The organism is Longimicrobium terrae, assembly GCF_014202995.1.
Classification (GTDB): Bacteria; Gemmatimonadota; Gemmatimonadetes; order Longimicrobiales; family Longimicrobiaceae; genus Longimicrobium; species Longimicrobium terrae.
The window spans coordinates 339141-363229 of sequence record NZ_JACHIA010000003.1 but is presented as its reverse complement, the minus strand read 5'-3'; the positions used below and the strand labels follow the sequence as shown (position 1 = coordinate 363229).

Here is a 24089-nt window from a genome sequence, read left to right as displayed (position 1 = left end):
GGCGGCCTACTTGGATCGGGGAATGGGATGAAGCGAGCGTACCACCATAACGGAATGCCGATCCATGTCAAGGATTCCGTCCTGAAACGTGTGATTACCCGATAGCCGATCCGAGAAAACGCCGCCCGGGCACTCGGCCGGGCGGCGTTTCTTTTTCACGATCGATGGCGGGCGATGCGCGTCAGTACCGGGCGGTGAGCGAGTACGAGCCCTGGTTGGCGCGGCGGGCGTTGAGCCGTGATTCCTCGGCGTTGCTCCAGCTGCGCACCTCCACGCGGTAGCGGCCGGCGGGAAGCCGCTCGGAGATCCGCTCCGCGCCGCCCACCCCGTTCACCGCCACCGACGTCGCCACCGGCTCGCCCTTGGCGTCGAACACGAGCAGGTCCAGGTCCGCGTGCGCCGGATCGCGGGCGTCCGTGATCTTGAGGACCAGGGTCACGTCGCGCGGCTCATCCAGCGTAAAGCCGTAGTGCGCGGAGGATTCAAAGAGGTTGCTGCGCCGCGTGCGCCGGCTGTTCACCTCCCCGCGCACGGACGCGCCGGACTCCAGCGCGAGCGGAAACGGCTCCGGCGCGGACGGGCTTTCCCCCGGCGAGTAGGTGATGCCGCGCGCGCTCAGCGAGGCGGCGATGGCGGCGCGCTGCCCGGTGCCGGCGGCAAGCGCGTTGGCGAAGCGCAGCAGGTACGGGTCCGGCTCGCCGCGCAGCGCCGTGAGCGCCGTCCACAGCGGCGCGAATCCCAGCGCCAGGGAGTCGGCGCCGTCCTGCCGGTCGTCGTACCAGTCCCACAGCGCGGAGCTCACCGCGTGCTCGCTCCAGATGCCGGGATGGTCTCCGGGCTCCACGTCCTGCTCCATGTCCATCTCCAGCAGCACGGTCTGCCGCCCGTCCGCCGCGCCCGTGTCCACGTAGGCCGGATTGCCGGCCACCACGGCGGCAAAGAAGTTGGCCCACCCCTCGGACCACGCCAGCCGCGGATCCAGCTGGTCGCCCGAGGTGTGCTCGCCCGCGGGGCTGTCGTCGCGGCTGAAGCTGGCCATCAGAAAGTGCCCGTACTCGTGCGCAATGACGTGGTCGTCGTACTCGTCGCTGTCGCTGCCGCGCAGGCCGCTTACGTACGCCACGCCGTCGCGGTCGTTGAAGTAGGTGCCCTCGGTGTGCACCGTGTCCCAGCGCACCTGCAGGCGCGGCAGGGTGATGGAGGGATCCGCCGCGCGCAGCAGGGCGTTGGCCCGGCCGATGACCATGGCGATGTTGAAGGGGCCCGCCACGCGCCCGCTGTCCGTCGCCAGCACGTCGCGGGTGACGGTGCGCGCGTCGCCCGGCGTGAACGGGGCCGACGCGGCGGACCACTCCACGCGGTCGCGGGCGCGCAGAACGCGCGTGTTTTCCGTCTGCGCCAGCGCGCGCACGACCACGGCGCCTTCCACCGGCGGGTCCACGCGGATGGTGTACGCGCCCGCGGAGTCGGTGAACGCGCTCCCCAGCACGCCTCGCCCGGGCGAGGTCAGGATCTGCACGCGGATGCCGGCGGCCGGCCGCTGCACGGGCGCGGCCAGGTTCAGCCCCTTCTTGCCCGGGAGCACCTTCTCGTACCGCACGGTGCCGCGAAACACCGTCTGCGCGGCGGCGGACGTCGTCCATCCCGCGCCCGCAAGCGTCGAGGCGAGCAGCACAAGCCGCGCGCCGCGGTTCATCATCAGCAAAGTCACGATCGGCGATCCAGTGCGGGGTCGCGGGGCGGGGAACGGTGGTCATTCCCCATGCAGGTGTGCGCCGCCGCGGGCTCCCGGGACGGCACAGACGCCTTCAGACACGAACGCGCCGCGGATGGTTCCGGAGCGGGCGCGCGCGGCCCTTTCATGCGCGTTGTGCGACCTCCGTGCCCTCCCGTGCTGCGCGGTCATCATCGACCGAAAACGAAAGCGGAGCCGGGGTCGCCCCCCGGCTCCGCTTTCGTTCCTCCACCCGATCCGCTCCCGGCGCACCGGGCCCGGACCGGGGCCCCGCGGTTTACGGCAGGGCCAGCACCTGGAGCGCGGGCTCCACCTTGCCGTCAAAGATGCGGATTCGAACGCCGTCCAGCCTGGTGAGTTCGAAAAAGCCGTCATCCTCGTTGAAGCCCAGCGTCATCTCCTGCAGCAGGGCGATGGCCACCTTTTCGCCCAGGCGCAGCGATTCGGTGTAGTCGCTGCGCCAGTGCACGCCCGCCGCGTTGCGGAAGATGGCGATGTTGCCGGCCAGCTTGTTCAGCTCGCCGCCGACGGTCATGACCGGCTCGGTCTCCGGCCGGGTGTAGGGGACCAGGGTGAGGCCGTCCACGCTGGCCTGCACGGGGTTCTCGATCTCCTTGAGGTCGTCGAAGAACGCCTTGAGGATGGTGATCATCGCCCCCGAGCCGGTGGCGTGGCCCGCGCCGTACGCCGGGTGCGTGGGCGCGCCCTCGGGGTACGCCTGCGGAAGCAGGTAGGTGGCGTTGGGGTAGTACTCGGCCAGACCGCCCGTCTCCAGCGAGGTGATGATGCTGGGGTCGATGGGGTAGCTGCGGCGGTCGTTGATCATGTTGTCCACGCGCCCGCCGAACTCCTCGGGGCGAAGGCGGCGGTGCACGCCCCACTTCTGCCACCACACGGCCCGCAGCGCGCGGCCCAGCACCTCGGGCACGGCCTGCAGCAGGTGCGTGGGACCGAAAGTGGCGAAGCCGACCTGCGTGCGCGACGGCGTGATCCCCATGGGCGGCATGTACGGATTGCCGCGGTTGTACGGGAACTCCGCGTCAATCTGCGGGCGCCCGGTGGTGCCATCCACGAAGGTGGACTCATTGCCCGTGGGCTCCGACATCAGGATCCACGCGGCGTTCCAGTACGCGTCCACCACCTGGTCAAAGTGCACCAGCGTCGCGCCGGCGCGCAGCGTGTGGATGAAGCGCTTGGTGGTCTCGAACGTGTCAGTGCCGCGGTAGTCCTGGCCGTCCTGGGCATTCAGCCAGCCCTCGAACTCTTCGAACAGGTAGTCCATGCCCGGCGTGGCATTGAACAGACGCTGGTCGATGGTGCGCGCGCCGTAGCTGATGAAGCCGTCCACCGCGTCGCGCCCCTGCCCGGCGGGCTTGCGCGGGTCCACGTTCCCCTTGAGCAGGAACTGGGAGACGTAGGGCCCCACCTGCTCGCCCGGGTAGATGCCGCGGAAGACGTTGCCCACCGTGGTGGACGTGCCCGCCGTGACCGGAACCGTGCCGCCGAACTGCGGGAACTCGGCGTTCAGCGACGAGACCGCGTCGGCGATCCTGGTGTTGGTGGAATACTGGATGAAGGGCACGTCGCGGGCGATGGCCATCCAGTACAGCTCACCCATCTCGTGTGCCGTCACCGCGCTGTCGAAGCGGGGCGCGGGAGGGATGGTGAACTCCTGCGCGTCCGGTCCTTCGATGTCGAAGGCGAAGCCGGCCTGCGGGTTGGTCAGCTTCTTGGGCATGCCCGCCGGCCCGAGGATGATCTCCTCGAAGTCGGACGGATCGCGGCTCTCCAGCGCGCGCAGCAGGGTTGCGTACGACGCCGGATCGGGGTCGCCCAGGTCGTCGTGGCGCAGGCTCTTGGAGTAGTTGCCGGCCAGCGGCGTGGCCGGGTAGTTGACCTCGTCGTTGTTGTTGAACTGGTCGGCGTGCTTGCGTTCCGCCGCCACCTGCGCCGCCTTCACGCGGGTGTCGCGCGCAGACAGCCGGCGCTCTTCCACGCGGCGCGATATACTGGTGTTCTGCACGTTGAAGTTGTCCAGCACCGCCACCCCGGGATGCGCCACCGCGGCGGTGGTTCCGGCCCCGATGGAAAGGCGCACCGCCGTCAGGGGGATGGGGTTGGCCGCCCGGGCCAGCGTGTTCCACTCGACTCCGTCGGGCGACGTTTCCCAGTACACGAACCCGCCCGCCTCGCGCAGGCGGAACCACCGGTGCAGCCGTTCGTCGTACAGAACCTCGCCCTGCAGCGTGCCGGTTCCCCCCACCTCGCTCACCGCCCGCACCCGCCCGTTGGCGCCGATGCGGAAGTAGATCTCGTTGGGGTCGTCCACCCGGGCGGACAGGATGACGCCCCCGCTCGTGACCGAAGGCGCCTCGACGACTTCCACGAAGATCTGGGACGCGGTGAGGTCGTACGTGGTGGCGGACTCGTAGTAGCTGTAGTTGGCGCCCGCCACGTTGGGCGACGGGCGGATCTCCAGGTGCCCGTTCACCTCGCGGATGCGCCCCGCCGCGGGCGTGGGGTTGTCGAACACGACCCACTTGGCGGGGTCGGTCACGTTGTCGTTGAAGTTGTCGACCAGCGTATGTGCCTTTGCCATTTCTCTGCTCCCCGAGTTGTCCCCCATTCCCGCCGCCCATCCGGACGCGCCGGGCCTTGCTGAACCCTCTGGAATCCTTTCCGCCGCTTGCGTTTTCGGTTTGTGTTCGGACTCCAGACTAACGGCGCGGAGTGGCGCGTTCAAGCGGGGAATGGCGCGTTACAAGTGCACGGGGCGGGCACTCGCAGGACCTGATTTCAACGGCGGGAAGGGGTGTGGAGCGGCAAGGGAACAGCGATGCGGGCCGGTGTTTTTTCCGCGCGGAGCGGATTGGTACAGAGCTCCGGAGTGTGCCCGGCCCCAATGCGCCGTCCCGACGCTGGTGGGCCGTACACGGTGATAGGAGATGAGGATCGGCGAGGATGGAGGGCGGCCGCGGCGAGGTCGTTGGAGGCTCGCCCTCACGACTCGCGTGCGGATCGCACGTGATGATCGGCACGGATGGCAGTCGTGCTGGCGAATCGCGGACGACGGGCGTCGGATAGCGGATAACGGTCCGTGATGACGGTCCGCGGCAACGGTCCGCGGGGCGGCCGGTCGCGGCGGCTGCGCAACTCGTGGATGGACTCGGGGCGCGATGCGCGGCGAGGCTGTCCGCCGTTGTTGCGGCGTTGCGGCAGCGTCAGTTGCTCCAGCCGTCGATGGGAAAACGAGAGCGGAGCCGGGGGCGCCCCCCGGCTCCGCTCTCGTTCATCCACCTGATCCGTTCACGGCCGCGCGGGTCCGGACCCGGCGCCCGCGACGTGGAGGGTGGTTACAGCGCCGGCACCACCTCGCCGTCAAAGATGCGGATGCGGATGCCGTCCAGCCGGGTGAGTTCGAAGAAGGCGTCGTCCTCGTTGAAGCCCAGCGTCATCTCCTGCAGCAGGGCGATGGCCACCTTTTCGCCCAGGAGCAGCGATTCGGTGTAGTCGCTGCGCCAGTGCACGCCGGCCGCGTTGCGGAAGATAGCGATGTTGCCGGCCAGCTTGTTGAGCTCGCCGCCCACCGTCATGACCGGCTCGGTCTGGGGCCGGGTGTAGGGGACCAGCGTGAGGCCGTCCACGCTGGCCTGCACGGGGTTCTCGATCTCCTTGAGGTCGTCAAAGAACGCCTTGAGGATGGTGATCATCGCCCCCGAGCCGGTCGCGTGGCCCGCGCCGTACGCCGGGTGCGTGGGCGCGCCCTCGGGGTACGCCTGCGGAAGCAGGTAGGTGCCGTTGGGGTAGTACTCGCCCAGACCGCCCGTCTCCAGCGACGTGATGATGCTGGGGTCGATGGGGTAGCTGCGCCGGTCGTTGATCATGTTGTCCACGCGCCCGCCGTACTCCTCGGGGCGAAGGCGGCGGTGCACGCCCCACTTCTGCCACCACACGGCCCGCAGCGCGCGGCCCAGCACCTCGGGCACGGCCTGCAGCAGGTGCGTGGGACCGAAGGTGGCGAAGCCGACCTGCGTGCGCGACGGGGTGATCCCCGTGGGCGGCATGTAGGGGTTGCCGCGGTTGTACGGGAACTCCGAGTCGATCTGCGGCCGCCCGGTGGTGCCATCCACGAAGGTGGACTGGTTGCCGGTGGGCTCCGACATCAGGATCCACGCGGCGTTCCAGTACGCATCCACCACCTGGTCAAAGTGCACCAGGGTGGCACCGGCGCGCAGCGTGTGGATGAAGCGCTTGGTGGTCTCGAAGGTGTCGTCGCCGCGGAAGTCCTGCCCGTCCTGGGCGTTCAGCCAGGTCTCGAAGTCCTCGAACAGGTAGTTCTTGCCCGGCGTGGCGTTGAACAGACGCTGATCGATGGTGCGCGCGCCGTAGCTGATGAAGCCATCCACCGCGTTGCGCCCCTGCCCGGCGGGCTTGCGCTGGTCCACGTTCCCCTTGAGCAGGAACTGCGAGACGTACGGGCCCACCTGCTCGCCCGGGTAGATGCCGCGGAACACGTTGCCCACCGTGGTGGACGTGCCCGCCGTGACCGGAACCGTGCCGCCGAACTGCGGGAACTCGGTGTTCAGCGAGGCGACGCTGTCGGCGATGATCGCATTGCTGGAGTACTGGATGAAGGGCACGTCGCGGGCAGTGGCCATCCAGTACAGCTCACCCATCTCGTGCGCCGTCACCACGCTGTCGAAGCGGGGCGCGGGCGGGATGGTGAACTCCTGCGCGTCCGGCCCTTCGATGTCGAAGGCGAAGCCGGCCTGCGGGTTGGTCAGCTTCTTGGGCATGCCCGCCGGCCCGAGGATGATCTCCTCGAAATCGGACGGATCGCGGCTCTCCAGCGCGCGCAGCAGGGTTGCGTACGACGCCGGATCGGGGTCGCCCAGATCGTCGTGGCGCAGGCTCTTGGAGTAGTTGCCGGCCAGCGGCGTGGCCGGGTAGTTGACCTCGTCGTTGTTGTTGAACTGGTCGGCGTGCTTGCGCTCCGCCGCCACCTGCGCCGCCTTCACGCGGGTGTCGCGCGCCGCCAGACGGCGCTCCTGCACCCGGCGGGAGACGCCGGTTTCCTGCACGTTGAAGTTGTCCAGCGCCGCGAAGCCCGCCGACGCCACCGGGATCGTCACCGCCGAGCCGATCACCAGCTGCACGGCGGTCAGGGTGATGGGGTTGGCCCGCTGGTGCAGCACCTCGAAATCCACGCCGTCGCGCGAGAACTCCCAGTAGGTGATGCCCGCCCGCTCGCGCAACCGCACCCAGCGGTGCTCCGCCGGATCGTACGGCACGTGCTCCAGCCGGGTGGAGGTGCCGCTCACCGTCTGCCCGGCTTCCAGCTGGCCCCCGGTCACCAGAATCGACACGAAGGTGAGCCCGTCCGTGAGCTGCGCGCGCAGGCCGGTGGCGGCGCCGGGGGCGTCAAGCACCTCGATCAGCTGCACCCGCGCTTCCGAGTCCGTCAGGTCGTACGTGACGGTCGACGTGTAGGAGTACAGGCCGGTGTCGCTGGGGCGGGGCTTGATCTCCAGCCGCCGGTTCACCTCGCGCAGCCCGGTGGCGCTGCCGACCGCAAAGCCGTTCGTCAGCCACTTGGCCGGATCGTTGGCGTTGTCGTTGAAGTTGTCCGTAAGGGTCGCTGCCTTTGCCATTTCCTCTGCTCCGCCTGGGTTGCCTCATCCCCGCCGCCGCCTGGCGCGGGGTCCCGCCGATCCCCCTGAACTCCTTTCCACCGCTGGCGTTTTCGGGTTGTTTTCGGTGCGGAACCATAGTGGGGCGGGAGGGGGTGTTCAAGCGGGAAATGGCGCGTTACAGGTGCACGCCGGGCGCGCGACGGTGTGCGGGTGTGTGGCGGCGCGGGGGTGTTCTCCAGGGGCGTAGACAGCCGGATCACCGGCAATGGCTCCCCCGCGTACACGCATCGTTACAGGGCCGCGGGGTGCTCACCGGGCGTTACTGATGGACGGTGCGCCGCGTGGATAACTGGATGGGATGCAGACGTTTCCGCCGGCGCGCGGCCGCCGCCGCGTCCCGGAGGATCGTGCGGGGGCGGTGCCGGTCCGCGCGCCCTGTTCGCCACGGGATGATGCGCATGGCGCCGCGGACTCGCCGCATCGCCCGCTGTCCCCCTTTGGCTCGACCGCTCGCCGCTCGACAGGTGCGGGGGCGTGGACGGTGGATGACCGGCGGCTCATCCGCCGCGGACTCGCCGCGCGACGATCCTCATCCATCCGCCGTGCGACGTTTCTCATCCATCCGCCGTGCGACGATTCTCATCCATCCGCCGTGCGGGGATGCGGCGGAGCGGGGCGGGGGATGCGGACCTGCGGTGACGGAACGCGCGGGGCAGAAGCATGGAGCGGAGCCGGGGATCATCTCCCGGCTCCGCTTTCGTTCATCCACCGGGTCCTGTTCCGCCCGGCTCCGCGCCGCGCGAAGCCGGTGCGCGCCGCGTCACAGCACCGGCGCCACCTTGCCGTCGTGAATGCGGATGCGGACGCCGTCCAGGCGCGTCAGCTCAAAGAACGCGTCGTCCTCGTTGAAGCCCAGGCTCATCTCCTGAAGCAGGCGGATGGCGATCGCCTCCCCGAACGGCAGCGAGCCGGTGTAGTCGCTGCGCCAGTGCACGCCCGCCGCGTTGCGGAAGGTGGCGATGTTGCCCGCCAGCTTGTTCAGCTCGCCGCCCACCGTCATCGGCGGTTCGCCCTGCGCCGGCGTCCAGGGGATGAGCGTCAGCCCGCTCTCGCTGGCCTGCACGGGGTTCTCGATGACGGCGGTGTCGTCAAAGAACGCCTTGAGGATGGTGATCATCGCGCCGGAGCCGGTGGCGTGACCCGCGCCGTACGCCGGGTGCGTGGGCGCGCCTTCCGGATACGCCTGCGGCAGCAGGTACGAGTTCGGGAACGCCTTGCCCGGACCGAAGTACGCGGACAGCCCGCCCGTCACCAGCGAGTCGCGGACGCTGTGGTGGATGGGATAGTCGCGCCGGCCCGCGATCCAGTTGTCCACGCGCCCGCCGAACTCCTCGGGGCGAAGGCGGCGGTGCACGCCCCACTTCTGCCACCACACGGCCCGCAGCGCGCGGCCCAGCACCTCGGGCACCACCTGCAGCAGGTGCGTGGGGCCGAAGGTGGCAAAGCCGGCCTCCGTCCGCGAGCGGGGCAGCCCCGCGGGCGGCATGTACGGGTTGCCCTGGTCGTACGGGAACTCGGCGTCGATCTGCGGGCGCCCCGTGGTGCCCTGGAGGAAGGTGGACTGGTTGCCGGTCGGCTCCGACATCAGGATCCACGCGGCGTTGTAGAACGCGTCCACCACCTGGTCAAAGTGCACGAAGGTGGCGCCGTCGCGAAGCGTGTGGATGAAGACGCGCGCGCTCTCGAACTCGTCCTGGCCGCGGCGGTCCTCCCCGTTCTGCACGTCCAGCCAGACCTGAAACGTGCCCAGGTAGTCGCGCCCGGCCCGCGCGGGAACCAGCCGCTGGTCAATCACCCGCGCGCCGTAGGAGATGAAGCCGTCTGTGGCGTCGCGCCCGTAGCCCGCCGGCTTGCGCGGGTCCACGTTGCCCTTGAGCAGGAACTGGGAGACGTACGGGCCCACCTGCTCGCCCGGATAGATGCCGCGAAACACGTTCTGCGCGGTGACGGGAACGGTGCCGCCGAACTGCGGAAACTCGCTGTTCAGCGAAGCGACGGCCGCGGCGATCCGCGGCCGGGTGCCGTACTCGGCGAACGGCACGTCGCGCGCGGCGGCCATCCAGTACAGCTCGCCCATCTCGTGCGCGGTCACGATGCTGTCGAATCGCGGCGCCGGCGGAATGGTGACCTCCTGCGCGTCCGGACCTTCCACATCAAAGGCGAGCCCGGCTTGCGGGTTGGTGAGCTTCTTGGTGGCGCCGTCCGCCAGCACGATCTCGTCGAAGTCCGCCGGGTCGCGGCTTTCCAGCGCGCGCAGCAGGCTGGCGTACGATGCGGCGTCGGGATCGCCGATGTCGTCGTGCCGCAGGCTCTTGGAGTAGTTGCCCGCCAGCGGCGTTTCCGGGTAGTTGATCTCGTCGTTGTTGTTGGCGTGCGCCTCGTGGTCGCGCCGGGCGGCGAGGCTGGCGGCCTTCTTCCGCACCGCGCGGGCGGAAAGCCGGCGCTCGTCCACGCGCCGCGCGTCACCCGTTTCCTCCACGTTGAAGTTGTCGAACACGGCGAAGCCGGCGGCGGGCGTCCGCACAAACACCTGCGCGCCGAACCGCCCCATGACCGCCGTGAGGGGGATGGGGTTGGGCGCCTGGTGCACCGTGGTCCAATCCTCCCCATCGGGCGATGCCTCCCAGAACGTGATGCCCGCCCGTTCCCGCAGCCGCAGCCACCGATGTTCGGCGGCATCGTACGGGATGTGCTCCAGCCGCCTGTAGGCTCCGTTTACGACCTGTCCGCACGTCAGCTCCCCCTGGCCCACCCAGATGGCCAGCAGGTCGTTTCCGCTGATCATGGCGTCGAGCCCCGTCGTGGCCGGCCCGGTGAGCGGGCGGATCAGTTGCACCCGGAACTCGGAGTCCGTCAGGTCGTAGGCCGCGCGCGAGGTGTACGCGTACAGACCCGGCTGGTCCGTCAGCGGGCGGATCTCCACGCGCCGGTTGGTTTCAAACAGGCCGTCGCTTCCGTTGACCAGCCATTTGACGTTGTCGACCGCGTTGTCGTTGAAGTTGTCGACGAGCGTGTGTGCCTTTGCCATCGTTCGCTCCCGCCAGGGTTTCCGGCGTCCGGCACCGTTCGGTGCGCCGGTTCCGCCGCTTCTGCCCGGATGCTGTTTCGGCATCCTTTCGGTCAACCGAGGATAGCGGGAATGGATCAGGCGTTCAAGCGATAAATGGCGGATAAGATGTGTTCAGCGGGCGCGCTACACCGTCCGGTTTGCAGTCCGCGCAAGGACGTTCGGCAAGGCGGTAGACAGCGATTCGCCTCACGCAAAGGCCATCGTGGGGCGAAATCGTTACAGGAGCGCGGAGAGCGGGGCGGGATTGCCGGCCTGCGGCGGCGGCGTCGTGCGGCGGCGCGATGGGGCTGAGCTTCCGGCCGGCAGGAGTTCAATCGTGCGGATGACGTGGTGGCGTGGATGGCGTGGATGCGGAACGGACGCGAGGCACGAATAAAAGCAGGCGCCTCCCGGATCACGGTGGATCCGGGAGGCGCCTTGTCGTCCAGCTTGTGCCGGCGGAAACGCTTACACGCAGGTGGAGCAGGTGAGCTGGCGCGTGCACGGGTAGAAGTGCGTTTCCGGGTCCACCGGCTTCGGCACCGTCACCACCGTGATCGTCATGATGCCGTCGGATTCCGCCGGAGCGGGCTCGGATGTGGAACCAGTGGCGAACGACTGCACATCCAGCGAATCGGGGTCCAGACGCATGGTGGTGTCCTCGTGTCAGTTGCGTGGGGGGACGTACGGGTCGTCATCAATCAAACCGATTGCGGTGTGCCTGTCAATTGTTAATCGACGTGAAATGTGTCTGTGTTGGATTCGTGCTGAGACGCCCAACTCGGCCCCCCCCGTACTGATCCGCGACACGCGCCAGTGATGCGCAGGCGCTGCGGCGTGTCGCGCACGTCGGCCCGCTCCCCCGTCTAACGCAAGCGGCGCCTCCCAGAAGCACGATTCCGGGAGGCGCCGCGTCGTCACCATGGAGGCCGGTCAATCAGACGCAGTTGCGGCAGGTAAGCTGGTGCGTGCAGGGCTCGAAGTGCGTTTCCGGATCGGTGAGAACGGGTTCGCAGGCGAAGACGCACGACGGGACGGTGTTGCCTGTCTCATAGCAGATGTAGCAGTACGAGTCCGGGCCGCCCTTGCCCGTGTCGGCAGGCAGGGCGATCTCGGAGATGGGGCTCGTGGCGAACGACTGCACTGCCAGGGAGTTCAGGTCCAGGCGCATGGCGGCCTCCTCGTGCGTTGATGGGGGATGAGAACGGCCCTCCACGATAATCATCCCCCTGCGCATGTCAAGCATATTGTTGCGCGAAACGTGAATGGCTGTCCGCGTGACCTGCTGCCGTCCATCATCCACATGACCCCTTTCGCTCCCGCCCGGACGTTGATGGGCGGTGATGATCTTCACCGGAGAAACGACCAGGAAGCGCCCCCGGATGATCCGGAGGCGCTTCTGTCCATCGTCTGAATCCGATCCGCCGAGCTTACTTCTCGGCCATGAACGGGTACTCGAACGCGTGCGGCGGAGCAAACGTTTCCTTGATGGTGCGCGGGCTGATCCAGCGGATCATGTTCAGGATCCAACCCGCCTTGTCGTTGGTGCCGCTGGCCCGCGCACCGCCGAACGGCTGCTGCGTCTCGTCCGGTCAGCGGAAGAGCAGCACCGGAATGAGGATGAGAGCAGGATGAGCAGCAGCCAGACGAGCATCATCCAGCGGCGGCAGTCATCCACGCCGCTCGGGATGATGGGCGGGCTCCTGCACCACCACCGGCGGACGTCCGGGCTGGCCCAGCACGATGGAGGGACGCCTGGCCGCGGCGAGGTCCCACGTGCCATCCACCGCGTACGCCCCGTCGCCGTTGTCGCGCAGGCCGCCGGCGAGCGTGGTCCCGGCGCCGCCGCTCACCGCGAGGTCCCCGGCGCGGCCGGGCCCCAGCGGGTTGCCGTAGCGGTCCCGCGGCACCAAGGTCAGCGTCACCTTGCGCCCGCCGCCCGCCGCCGTGCCCGTCTCCTGCACCCGCACCTGCGTGCGTGACGGGTCCACCCCCACGTCCACGTGCAGCGAGCGCAGCAGCTCGCGCGTACCCGTGCACTCCCTGCCGTACGCTGCGCGGAAATGGAAGGTGTAGTCGCCCTCCACCGTGAACAGCTCCGGCAGCGGTGTGCCGTAAACGCCGTCCGGCTCCGGCGTGCCGTCGTCGTGCGCCGGCGTGTCGAAGAGCTCATAGGTGTGCTCCGCGTACTCCACCAGCGGCCCGGGCGACGCCGCTTCCAGCGCCAGCAGCCCGGCCTGCCGCGCGCCCACCGGGTCGCCGTCCTGCGTCCCCGGCGCGCCCAGCTCGGACTCGGACAGCAGCGTCCCGGCCCCCGTGCGCGGCGCGCGGACGGTAACGTGCACGCGTGCGTGGTGCGGGTGGCCGCCGCCGGGGTACCACAGCGCCACCAGCGGGTTGAAGGCGTCGCCCGTGTAGAGCTTCGCCGGCACCGGCCTCGCGGTCAGCCGCGGACCCCCGGCGGGGATCACCTGCACGAAGTAGCGCAGGTGCTGCGCCGCGGGCACGAACGCGCCGCCGCCGGTCCCGGCGCGCGAAACCTCCACCGCCCACTCGCCGTCGCGCTCACCGTCCATCGGCAGCGGAATGCGCAGGAAGGTCCATGTGGCCCCCGTGCTGTCGTCCACCCCCGGCGTCGCGCCCGTGATCCACGCGCCCGCCGGGGTCCGGACGCGCACCGCCAGCACGCTGTCCGGCCGGTCCCATCCCACCACCACCGTCACGCTCTCCTCGCCGCAGACGGAGAACGGCACCAGCTGCCCCGTCCGCTCGCTGCGCGGAAGCTCGAACGGCGGGTCCAGCAGCGCGCCCGCCTCAAAGATGTTTCCGAACGCCAGGGAGAAGTACTTCTTCAGGTCCAGCGGATCCCCCGCGCGGGTGTACACGCCGTTGTGCTTCTGCACCAGGTGCGAGAGCAGAGCGCCGTCCAGGCTTCCTTCCGTGCCAAAGCCGATGGCGTTCACGTCGATCCCGGCCAGCGTGGGCTCCACCGTCTCGATCATCGGCAGCGTATTCTGCATGCCGTCCGTGAGCAGCAGGATGGTCCGCTGGTTGGGGCCGGGCATGGGGAACTGCTGGCGCGCCCTGTCCAGCCCGCCGCCGATCGTCGTGTCCCCCGTGGACTCCAGCGCGCCCACCACGCCGCCGTCGAAGTCGGGGCCGATGAGCGCGTCCTTGTTGGGCTGCGTCACCTCCGCCAGCGCAAAGTCAACGGGATTGCTGGCCGTGGTGCTGAAGGAGACCAGCCCCATGCGGTCTCCGCCGCCCACGCGCACCAGCTGCACGAACAGCGACGCCGCGTCCTGCGCCTCTTCCATCTTGCTGCGCCCCGTCCCCGCCGGCATCGACATGCTCCCCGATCGGTCGAAGACGATCATCACGTCGCGGCCGGCCACCGGCGGGGGTTTCGACGCCACGCGTTCCAGCCTGGTGGCCGTGGGAAAGTACGCCAGTGAGCACGGGCCGCCGCCCATCAGCACCCCCAGCGCATTCCCGCCGGTGTCGAACAGCGCCGATCCCGAGCTGCCGCCCGAGATGTCCAGGTTCACGCGGATGATGCCCACGTCGCTGTCTGCGATCGTCGCGAAGCCGCCGGCGTGCGGGCGGGAGAGCTTCTTTACGGCGCCGGTGGGGTGGTGCACGCAGAACACCTGCTCGCCTGCCGCGGGGAGCCCCTTCTTCATCGGGATGATGGGAAGCCCCAGCCCGCCGGGGGGAATGGCGATCTGCAGGAGCGCGTAGTCGTACGAGATCGCGTTCTCGGTCTTTTCAAGGTGGTGCAGGACCTTCTTGACCTTGTGGAACTTCGGATCGTACAGCTCCGGGACCTCCCCGCCGCACTCCACCTCGAAGTCGAAGGTGACGGACGCCGAGGCCGCCTCATCCGGGTGCAGGCAGTGGCCGGCGGTGAGCACCATCTCCTCGCCCACCAGGGTGACGGTGCAGGTGCTCACGTGCTCGAAGTCCATGATGTCCGCAGCCGGGTGCACGGTCACGATCATCCCCACGCTCCGCGCCACCCTGCGCCGCACGTCGTCCGTATCCTCCAGGCAGCGGATGTTCTCCCAGTTCTCGGTAGGCGGGTTGCAGATCCAGGTCTGGCCGTAGTCCGGCTCGACGAACTTGTTGTCCTGGTCCGGGTCTAGGAGGAACGGGTCGCTGTTGGAGAGGCTGGGAAAATTCTTTTCGCCCTCGTGCCGCTCGCCGCGCCCGTAGCGGTCAAAGGTCACGCTCCCCTCGTCGGCCCCGTCCACGATGTAGCGGATGGGCACGCCGCCCGGGAACTTGCCGGGGTTCACCGGCCGCGTCCAGAACGAGTCTCCGTCCTCGGCCGTAAAGACGTCGGTGCCGTAGCCCAGGTCCACCTCCAGGCGATTGTTGCCGGGGAAGCTGGCGGAGTGAAAGTGCAGAAGGAGCAGCTTGGTGGTATTGGGATCCGCCGGCGGAGTGTGGACGAAGTCCGTGGTCAGCACGCCCGAGTCGGGGCCCAGCACCAGCGGAGGCTGCACGGGCTGCACGGTTCCGGTGATATGTGACATTGGATGTAGGGTACAGGTTCCGCGAGGGCAGCGGAGGAGGCGCTTGGCGCGGCTTTGCCAGGCAGGAGGGGCGGGAGGATGCGGCCGGCGCCCGTCCAATGGGCCGCAATGGACATACCGAAGCCGTCACGATCGGCGCTGCACCCCTCAACCTACTGCGATGGGGGCGGTTGTGCGCTTCCGGATTTACGAGCTGGAGGGTCTGCCGCCGCGGAAGCAGGGACAGGCGTGCCCCACCTGTCCCCACCTGTGGCCGGGGACGACGGACCTTCCTCCCGCGGATGAGGAGGGGCTGGTAGTCCACGAACGGAACCGGAAGCGCCTCCAGCCCGTCGGCCGGAGGGCGCTTCCGTGCATTCGGACACCGCGGCGCGATCGGGGCGTCTTCGCCGGCGGGCATCGTGCGACCGCCGGGGCACGGAAGCGTCTGGATCGGCACCGACGAAGAAGCGCCCCCGGGATCGAGTCCCGGGGGCGCTTCGTCATCAATCCATCCATCCCGCCCGGCGCTACTTCTCCGCCATGAACGGATACTCGAATGCGTGCGGCGGGGCGAACGTTTCCTTGATGGTGCGCGGGCTGATCCAGCGGATCATGTTCAGGATCGAGCCGGCCTTGTCGTTCGTTCCGCTGGCCCGCGCGCCGCCGAACGGCTGCTGGCCCACCACCGCGCCCGTCGGCTTGTCGTTGATGTAGAAGTTGCCGGCCGCGTTGCGCAGCATGTCGCTGGCCTGCAGCACCGCCGAACGGTCGTTGGCGAAGATGGCGCCGGTGAGCGCGTACGGGCTCGTCTGGTCCACGATGCGCAGCGTTTCTTCCCACTTGCTGTCGGGATAGACGTGCAGCGACACCACGGGGCCGAAGACTTCCTCGCACATCAGCCGGTACGCGGAATCCTTGACCTCCACGAGCGTGGGCTGGATGAAGTAGCCGGTGCTGTCGTCATACGTGCCGCCGGCGAGCACTTCCACATCGCTCGCCTCGTGCGCGTGCTTGATGTAGCCGGTGATCTTGTCGAACGCCTTGCGGTCGATCACCGCGCCCATGTAGTTGCGGAAGTCGGCCACGTCGCCCACGCGGATGCGGCTGATCATCTCCAGCGTCTGCTCGCGGACGGTCGGCCAGAGCGACTCGGGGACGTAGATGCGTGACGCGGCGCTGCACTTCTGCCCCTGGTACTCGTAGCCGCCACGCACGATGCCCGTCGAGAGCGCGAGCGGGTCGGCGCTGGCGTGCGCCACGATGAAGTCCTTGCCGCCCGTTTCGCCGACGAGGCGCGGGTACGTCTTGTAGCTGTCGATGCGGTCGCCCACCGTCTTCCAGATGGTCTGGAACACGCCCGTGCTGCCGGTGAAGTGGATGCCGGCCAGGTTGGGGTCGTGCAGCACCGCCTCGGTCATGGGGCCGGGGTCGCCCGGCAGGAAGTTGATGACGCCCGGCGGCAGTCCCGCTTCCTGCAGGATCTGCATGATGAACCAGCCGCTGTACACGGCGGTCGCGGCGGGCTTCCACACCGCCACGTTGCCCAGCATGGCCGGCGCGGTGGGCAGGTTGCCGGCGATGGCCGTGAAGTTGAACGGCGTTACGGCGTAGATGAAGCCTTCCAGCGGGCGGTGGTCCAGGCGGTTCCACATGCCCGGCCCGCTGAACGGCTGCTCGGCGTACAGCTTCTGCGTGAAGTGCGTGTTGAAGCGCAGGAAGTCGATGAACTCGCAGGCGCTGTCGATTTCGGCCTGATGGGCGGTCTTGCCCTGGCCCAGCATGGTGGCCGCGTTCAGCACCGGGCGGTAGCGCGTGGCCAGCAGGTCCGCCGCGCGCTGAAAGACGGCTAGGCGGTCTTCCCACGGCCAGCGGCTCCACTCCCTGTGCGCCTTGAGCGAGGCTTCAATGGCCTGCTTGACCTCGGCGGGGCCGGCCTTGTGAAAGCGGGCCAGGACGTGCTTGTGGTTGTGCGGCATCACCGAAACGTCGGTGTTGCCGGTGCGCACTTCCTTGCCGCCGATGATGAGCGGGATCTCGATCTCCTCGCCGGCCATGCGCGCGTACGTTTCCTTGAGCAGCGCGCGCTCCGGGGTGCCCGGCGCGTATGACAGGACCGGCTCGTTGACCGGCGTCGGTACGTTGGGAATGCTGTTCATCACGTCTCCTGGTCAGGCTCGTGGTTTTCAGCCCGCCAAGTTAGGAGATGTGGCCGGAGGGCGCCACCCGGGAACGAAGCAGACCTCGTCGACGCGCGGCGTGAGTTGCGTGATCTTTGATGACGTGAGCCTTTGGATTTGCGCCTGCATGCAGGCTCCCCAGAGGATAGCGGAAAAACGTGAGCGGGCCCGGCGATCGTTGCACGCGGCCCGCTCACTTTTCTGCACGATCCTGACGCGCGCCGGTGAAAACCCTTATGCGGCTGCTGACGGCGTGAACGCGCGCGGAGCCGGGGCTCCGCGCAGCAGTCCCTCGGTAGAAAGATCCTCGTCCAGAGCCGGCCAGTGAATGCCGAAGCCGCCGCCGGAAATCCGCCATTCGGCGCGCTGCTCCCGACTGGCATGCAGCAGGGCAGGGTACCACGCCAGCGGCACGGAAATCGTGCGCCCGTCCGCGAGGTCGACGCTCAGAAGATCGTCGTCGATCCGCACGTCCTTCACGCGCTCACCCGCCTTAGGTTCCGAAATAGCCACGCCACGCCTCCCGCAGATGCTCCCGGTTCTCCGTCACGATTTCCTCAATCCGCCGTAGTTCCCGGGCACTGAATCCCAGGTTGTGCGCGAGCGCTACGGGCTGCAGCCAGAACTTGGCGGACCAGTCATCCCGATCCACGTGCACGTGAGGGGGCTCGTTCGGCTCATGGCTGAAGAAGTAAAACCGATATGGTCCAGATCGCAACACCGCCGGTGACACAGTAACCTCCATCAGGTGTGAGCTTCTACATCACGGCCACGTGTCCTGCGCACACGACTGCACCGGGGGCGTCGGACAACGCGATCAGTTGGAATTGCTGTTCATCACGTTCCCTGTCAAGCTCGTGGTTCAGCCCGCCAAGTTAGGAGATGTGCCTGAGGGCGCTAGCTGGGGATGGCTAACTAGGACGGCCAAAGTCCGTTGGAGAGATCAAGTCCTCGTTCGCGGAGAAACCGACGTCGTTGGTCATTCCACCGACCGTCGAGCGAGTAGCGGGCTCCCAACTCCCCGTACAGGTCAAATACCGCTGAGTTCAGTAAAAATGTGAGTTCAACCAGCAAGTTGAGATAAGGTCTTACATTGTTAGCTATTGAGGGGTTGATGACTGCCTGCTCCATAGCTGTCTCGAACCGCTCGACTACATCGTGAATGGAATTCGATTCAGACACTTTGACAAATGCAAAAGACCCCAAGCTACCCACGTGGATAACAGTGTCATAGGCGAATCCAGCACGATAGTTGACAAGATTCCGTAGTGCACTAGGCCAGTCCTGCCCGAGCCGTTTGCCCGAACTCGACAGTGCGTAGAAAACTCTGTCCTCTAGAGTCGTTCCGCGGTCACAGTTGTGAGTTACAGCGAGTGATTGGAATCTGTCAAACAGCAAAGCCCAGACTGCCGCATGTGCCTTTTTGTTATCCTTGCGGATCTCAACTTCCCGCATCGTTGCGGAAAGCATAGGGCCAGCGGCTGTTCTGTAGGTTCCCGGTCCGGGCGGCGATTTAACAGGAGGCGCGAGCTTCTTGAGTGCTTTGAGGGATTCACCGTCCACCCATGCAACGGACCTGCCGACTAGCCGAGTAACCGTGAGCGCAAGGAAATAGGCCCAATAGTAGAACGACACGGTTAGCCATGCAGGGCTGAACCAGTGCCCGGAGTGCAACACTCGCCAAACGGATGCTTGTTGTTCAACGGCGTGGTTCAAGAAGTGCTCAGCGTCGCTCAGGAGCGCTGCCCCGAATTCATCGGCGGATGTAACTGCTGTCATCTGAACAGATGTCATGGTGGACAGGGTATATGAACCGTGCTCACGCCAAGTGCGCAGGCCAACATCCCGACCATAACCGACCCGTGCCCCTGGTGGGACCGCGTCCAGTGCGAGTGCACGGAGGTCTTGCCAGACTACACCCTTTGGAAAACTCACAGCATATCACCAGAGATCGGCAATGCTTTTCGGAGAGTTGTCTGCAGAGCTCCGACCAAAGCCTTCTTCGTCAAAGTGGCCTTTCCTCCTAGACCGGCGGTGAAGTCCAGTTGAGCTAGCGGCCGAATAATCTGCTGCAACTCCGACTGCTTAGCTGACCGGTGCACTGAGATTGTGTTACGTACAACCTCATCAAAAATTTCGAAAATCGCTTCGAAGTAGGAGGATTTCGCAAGGTTACGCTTGTCGGGAAGTTCAGCATCAAACGCGTTCAAATAGTTCGAGAGTAGCCTATACCGAACGGCTGGATCAGCGTCCATCAAGACACCGCTTTCGAGCGCACCGCCGAGAGCCCGATTAAACGTCACACGGGATATCTTCCCACGTACAGACTCGCTTGCACTCAACCGTCCGGCCATTGCCGATTTCGGGTCACTCTGAAGCTTGTCGAACAGATCCCGAAGGAGTTGCTCACGGGCATTCTCCATTTCGGCGACTTGCTTGATGTCTAGGAGCAGTGTAGCCGGAACTCCACGTTGGGTCGTGTTGATATCGATGAATAACCGGGCTTCTTCAGCCCGGGTCAGACCTTCGTAGATCGCAACTGGCACGCGGTGCTGAACGCTGCACTTATGGTAGCCCCACAAGCGATGCTGCCCATCAATGACGAGGAAACCGAATGGAGCACGAGAGAACGAGATGGACTTAGAACTGCGAGAATATGAAAAACCAGTAGATGTCTGCGCAGAAAGAACAATATTGCTAGGAATCGAACCACTGCCCGCAGCCAAGTACTGCGCGATATCATTCGCTCTGCTTTCGTTCAGACCGCGTTGAAATCCGGTCAGCGGGTCATCATCGCGGCGCGACACGAAACAACTCGGGAATAGGTCATCAACGGGAATCGTCGAGAAGTAGAAGCGACGAGAGTTTTGAGTGATGAGCAGGGCAGGATAAGCAACTCCCTTCTTCTTGCGAACGCGCGTGGTCTTAGTTGCTTCCTTGTCCGGAAAAGGCTCCTGATCGTCCTTCGTGGGTCCTGCACCCTGCGCGTTCGTGGGCATGGTCTAGTCCTTGAGTCAGTTGAGATCTGACGAATGTTGTTCGTTTAGTTCTGAAGCACAAGGGGCCGAGTTGGACGGCGACTCCATACGTGCCATATGGGGCATGTGTAGCCAGACACATATCGCTATGAGTTCAGGAATGCGTGACCTTCGGGGCAGGTGGCGCGCAGGGCGGGGGAGTCGGGGTAGTCCGGGTGCGGCACGTCCTCCAGCGTCCAGCACTTGTCGCAGTAGACGCGCTGGCATTTGGCGCAGAAGAACGGTGCCCATTTCGGGTTCATGACGTGCAGCCATGCGGCGTCCGCGCGGGCCAGCACGTCCTGCAGTTCCTCCGCGACGGGGTCGCCGAACGTGGCTTCGTCGGCGGGCGTCTTGAGGCGGAACCAACCGCGGCCCAGGGCGCTCTCCACGACCAGCTCCGAGTCCTCCGTGTAGCGCCGGATCAGCTTCACGGTGGCGGCTTCCGTCCCGTGCCGCGCGCAGACGAAGCGCGCCTGCGGCCTCCACGAATCCACCCGGTCCAGCAGATCCTGCAGCGCCTCGTCCGGTGACTGCGGCGCGGCGGGAGCAGGCGCGGGCTCGACCGGCGGCGCTTGCGGCTCGCTCGAGGGCGCGGGTTCGCCCGCCATCCGCTGGATCCACATCCGCCATCGTCCGTCGCTCATGCGTGTCCTCTTGTGATTGCGAGCAGGCCCGGGGATCGCCGGATCTGAGTCGGCGGACACGCGCGGCGGGTGATCCGGATCATCGGCCGCCGCTCGAAAGGCCATCCGTGGCGCAAGGTGATGTGGATGGACGGAGCCGTCAACGATCATCCGCGGATGGCGAGCCTGCGGATCATCTCATCAACCCATCCCGAAGCCGCCTCCGTTGATCTTTCGTGCGGATGATGGCACTGTCGTGGCTCGCGATGGCGTACCGTGGATCGATGAAATCCATCCCGCCTGAATGCGAAACGGCAGCCGTGAACGCTCCACGACTGCCGGTTCCCGTCCTCGACCATCCCAAGGAGTCAGGGGCGCAGGACGAAGCCCATCCCCACTTCCGGCGCGTCTCCGAGTCCGCCAATGCTGACCACCAGTGCCGAATGCCCGGGCAGTTCGATGTTCGCCCCCGCTTCGGTGATGATGCTGTAGCGGAAGCGATGCTCTTCCAATCCATCAATTGCCGCCAGGCGCGGGTGCAGAAACGGCGTATATGCGACACCGTACGTCACGAACCGCTTGCCGGTGGTGATGCCGAGTTCAAAGCCGACAGCCTTGTCGTAGCCGATCAGCCCCTGCACGCTCCCCACCACCGCGGCCGGAAAGCGCGTCGTCAGGGGCACGCGCACCTCCGTGCCGAGCGACAGGTGACTGCTGGAACTCGCGATGTACCCCGCGCGAAATCCCATCCGTCCACGGCGGTACATCCCCTCGACCACCAGATCGTTCTCCGCGCCCGGACCGCCGCTCACGTGCACGCCCGCCTCGTCCACCAGCGTGGGCGATTGATAGCTGGGCGTGAACACCTGTGCCTGCGCCTGCGTGCCCGCGCACAGCACCGCGCCCAGAGCCGCCGTGCCCCAAGTGAGTTTTGCCACGTGTTTCCTGATGAGGGGGGTGAGCATGAGTTGCCGCCCGACCATCATAGCTCGCGTGAGATGCGAAGTAAAGCTCTTTGCATTGCGAAGTGGAATTTCCGTCCTGAGGTGCCGGATCTCTGCCCGTCGAACCGCGCTCAACGAGACACGGCGAGCGATCGGCATGCCAAGCGTCGTGAGCGTGGTCGATGAACGGCAGGCAGGCGCGATGGTCAACCCTGCCACGGGCAAGACCTTCCGCACGGTCTGCAACACTGCGTTGAAGCAGAGGCGCGCGGTTTGCACGGTGGACACATGTTTGCCAGAGGGGATGCGGCCGAACGTGGCCCCATCCCATCACCCGTTTTACGCCTTCACCCGCGCGGCTGCTGATGTCGTTGCCCCCGCCGCGTCTCGACGCGCATTCTGAGAACCTCTCGCCGCGCATGCCCGCGCGGGAAGAGTGGTTCCGCGCCGTGTTCGAGGGCAGCGCCATGGCGCTGGCCGTGGTGGACATGCGGGGGCGCTTCATCGATGCCAACACCGCATTCCAGGCGGTCGTGGGCCGGTCCGGGGACGAGTTGTACGGCGTTCCGCTCAGCGCGCTGGACCACCCGGACGACAGCGCGCAGAACACGCTCCTTTTCAGCCGCGTGCTGAGCGGCGAGCTGCCCAGCCACCAGATGGAGCTGCGCTGCGTGGATGGCGGCGCCGTCGCGTTCCCCGCGCGCCTCACCCTTTCCGTCGTCCGCGGCGAAGACGGCAAGGCGCGCTTCTGCGTGGCCATGCTGGACGATCTGCGCGAGCGGATGGTGGTGGAGCCCGAGCGCGACCTGCTGGAAGGCCGGCTGCGGCACCTGGCGCTGCACGATCCGCTCACCGGCCTGCCCAACCGCGTGCTGCTCGCCGAGCGCATGCACGAGGTGCTCGCCACGCTGGGCGACGATCCCGACGCGCGCTGCGGCGTGCTGTTTCTGGACCTGGACCGCTTCAAGAACGTCAACGATTCCCTCGGCCACAACGTGGGCGACGAACTGCTGCGGCAGGTGGCCGTGCGCCTGGCCGCGTGCGCCCGCCCCGGCGACACCGTGGCGCGGTTCGGCGGCGACGAGTTCATCTTCTTTCTGCCGCGCGTGTCCGGGCGCGAAGAAGCGCTGGCGCTGGCGGCAGCCGTGCGGGAGGCGCTCTCCGCGCCGCTGGAACTGGGGAACTACCGCACCTACACCACCGCCAGCATAGGCATCGCCATCGCCGAGAAGTCCGCGGATTCGGCGGATGAAATGCTGCGCAACGCCGACATCGCCATGTACTACGCCAAGGCGGGCGGAGGCACGCGGTGCGCGGTGTTCGACGGCTCCATGCACCGCGCGGCGATGGCGCGTCTGGGGCTGGAAACGGATCTGCGCGGCGCAGTCGCCCGCGAGGAATTGACGCTGTACTTCCAGCCGATCGTGTCGCTGGAGACGGGAAACGTGGTGGCGGCGGAGGCCCTGGCGCGCTGGAGCCACCCTATCCATGGCAAGGTGCCGCCCGACAAGTTCATCACCCTGGCCGAAGATACCGGGCTGATCGGCGCGCTGGGCACGTGGGTGCTGGACGAGGCCACGCGGCAGCTGGCGGAGTGGCGCAAGGACGTTCCGCAGGCGGCGCGGCTGGAAATGAACGTCAACGTGTCGCCGTGGCAGCTGCGCGACGGCGAACTGGTGGAGACGGTTGCCGCCACCCTGGGTGAACACGGCGTCCCCGCCGCGGCGCTCAAGCTGGAGCTGACGGAGAGCACGCTGGTGGAGGACGCGGCGCGGGCGGCGGGCGTTCTGCGCGCGCTCAAGAAGCGCGACGTGCAGATCTACCTGGATGATTTCGGTACCGGCTACTCGTCGCTGAGCCTGCTGCACCGCCTTCCGCTGGACGCGCTCAAGATCGACCGCTCCTTCGTGGGCGGGATGGACGGCGGGACGACGGGCGCGGTGAAGGGCGCGGAGATCGTGCGGACGATTCTGGCGCTGGCGCGCAGCCTGGGTGTGCGCGTGGTGGCGGAAGGGGTGGAGACACACGAACAGTTGGCGGCACTGCGCGCGCTGGGCTGCGACTACGCGCAGGGCTACCTGATCTCGCCCCCGCTCCCCGCGGACGAGTTCGAGACGTCCTTTCTGCGCCGCGAGCCGCCCTACTCGTGGCAGACCGGCCACCGTTTTTCGGAGATGGTGGCGGAGCAGGGATGACGGGATAGGATGGGGCCCTCACCCCGCGTGCTGCGCACGACGACCCTCTCCCACGAACAGATGTGGGAGAGGGAGCACACCCCAGATCGGTGCGGGGACGAGTCTGGGAGCGTCTGCGGGCCTTCGTCCGGCG

Annotated in this window: 16 protein-coding genes; 2 read left to right on the top strand and 14 right to left on the bottom strand. The window is 67.2% G+C overall.

Going from position 1 to position 24089, the window contains the following annotated elements; genetic code table 11:
- Nucleotides 1-181: 181 nt before the first annotated feature.
- From HNQ61_RS07685 to HNQ61_RS07625, 13 genes are all read right to left on the bottom strand, one after another.
- Entirely contained in the window at nucleotides 182-1711 is a 1530-nt protein-coding gene (locus HNQ61_RS07685; RefSeq protein WP_170039545.1) for a hypothetical protein, read from the bottom strand.
- 301 nt (nucleotides 1712-2012) lie between these two features.
- A complete protein-coding gene (locus tag HNQ61_RS07680; RefSeq protein WP_170039543.1) occupies nucleotides 2013-4334 on the bottom strand; it encodes a vanadium-dependent haloperoxidase in 2322 nt (773 codons plus the stop codon).
- A 754-nt stretch (nucleotides 4335-5088) separates the two neighbouring features.
- The gene (locus tag HNQ61_RS07675; protein ID WP_205762160.1) at nucleotides 5089-7386 is read right to left on the bottom strand and encodes a vanadium-dependent haloperoxidase; all 2298 of its coding nucleotides are present in this window, start codon (nucleotides 7384-7386) and stop codon (nucleotides 5089-5091) included.
- An 802-nt stretch (nucleotides 7387-8188) separates the two neighbouring features.
- Nucleotides 8189-10456, bottom strand: coding sequence for a vanadium-dependent haloperoxidase (locus HNQ61_RS07670; protein WP_170039540.1), 2268 nt, complete (start codon nucleotides 10454-10456; stop codon nucleotides 8189-8191).
- 489 nt (nucleotides 10457-10945) lie between these two features.
- The gene (locus tag HNQ61_RS07665) at nucleotides 10946-11128 is read right to left on the bottom strand and encodes a hypothetical protein (protein ID WP_170039537.1); all 183 of its coding nucleotides are present in this window, start codon (nucleotides 11126-11128) and stop codon (nucleotides 10946-10948) included.
- A 286-nt stretch (nucleotides 11129-11414) separates the two neighbouring features.
- Nucleotides 11415-11648: a hypothetical protein gene (locus tag HNQ61_RS07660; protein ID WP_170039534.1), complete on the bottom strand. Its 234-nt coding sequence runs from the start codon at nucleotides 11646-11648 to the stop codon at nucleotides 11415-11417.
- A 499-nt stretch (nucleotides 11649-12147) separates the two neighbouring features.
- Entirely contained in the window at nucleotides 12148-15015 is a 2868-nt protein-coding gene (locus HNQ61_RS07655) for a trypsin-like peptidase domain-containing protein (protein ID WP_170039531.1), read from the bottom strand.
- A gap of 509 nt (nucleotides 15016-15524) precedes the next feature.
- On the bottom strand, nucleotides 15525-17156 hold the full coding sequence (gene pruA / locus HNQ61_RS07650) for an L-glutamate gamma-semialdehyde dehydrogenase (RefSeq protein ID WP_170039528.1): 1632 nt from the start codon (nucleotides 17154-17156) through the stop codon (nucleotides 15525-15527).
- Between the two features lie 252 nt (nucleotides 17157-17408).
- Nucleotides 17409-17687: a DUF2442 domain-containing protein gene (locus HNQ61_RS07645; RefSeq protein ID WP_170039525.1), complete on the bottom strand. Its 279-nt coding sequence runs from the start codon at nucleotides 17685-17687 to the stop codon at nucleotides 17409-17411.
- Nucleotides 17668-17919 (bottom strand): DUF4160 domain-containing protein, encoded by a 252-nt coding sequence (locus HNQ61_RS29185; protein WP_170039522.1) that lies wholly within the window; start codon nucleotides 17917-17919, stop codon nucleotides 17668-17670. The genes HNQ61_RS07645 and HNQ61_RS29185 overlap by 20 nt, the downstream gene beginning before the upstream one ends.
- Before the next feature lie 170 nt (nucleotides 17920-18089).
- A complete protein-coding gene (locus tag HNQ61_RS07635; RefSeq protein ID WP_183685571.1) occupies nucleotides 18090-18968 on the bottom strand; it encodes a hypothetical protein in 879 nt (292 codons plus the stop codon).
- 137 nt (nucleotides 18969-19105) lie between these two features.
- On the bottom strand, nucleotides 19106-20173 hold the full coding sequence (locus HNQ61_RS07630; RefSeq protein WP_170039516.1) for a DGQHR domain-containing protein: 1068 nt from the start codon (nucleotides 20171-20173) through the stop codon (nucleotides 19106-19108).
- 125 nt (nucleotides 20174-20298) lie between these two features.
- Nucleotides 20299-20838: a hypothetical protein gene (locus tag HNQ61_RS07625; protein WP_170039513.1), complete on the bottom strand. Its 540-nt coding sequence runs from the start codon at nucleotides 20836-20838 to the stop codon at nucleotides 20299-20301.
- Between the two features lie 69 nt (nucleotides 20839-20907).
- Between HNQ61_RS07625 and HNQ61_RS07620 the strand changes: the two genes are divergently transcribed.
- Nucleotides 20908-21063 carry a hypothetical protein gene (locus HNQ61_RS07620; protein ID WP_170039510.1) on the top strand — a complete coding sequence of 52 codons (156 nt, stop codon included), beginning with the start codon at nucleotides 20908-20910 and terminating at the stop codon, nucleotides 21061-21063.
- Between the two features lie 122 nt (nucleotides 21064-21185).
- Here HNQ61_RS07620 and HNQ61_RS07615 read toward each other — a convergent pair whose 3' ends face one another.
- Nucleotides 21186-21755, bottom strand: coding sequence for a hypothetical protein (locus HNQ61_RS07615; protein WP_170039508.1), 570 nt, complete (start codon nucleotides 21753-21755; stop codon nucleotides 21186-21188).
- A gap of 425 nt (nucleotides 21756-22180) precedes the next feature.
- Between HNQ61_RS07615 and HNQ61_RS07610 the strand changes: the two genes are divergently transcribed.
- Nucleotides 22181-23956: a putative bifunctional diguanylate cyclase/phosphodiesterase gene (locus tag HNQ61_RS07610; protein ID WP_170039506.1), complete on the top strand. Its 1776-nt coding sequence runs from the start codon at nucleotides 22181-22183 to the stop codon at nucleotides 23954-23956.
- The last annotated feature ends 133 nt before the right edge of the window (nucleotides 23957-24089 follow it).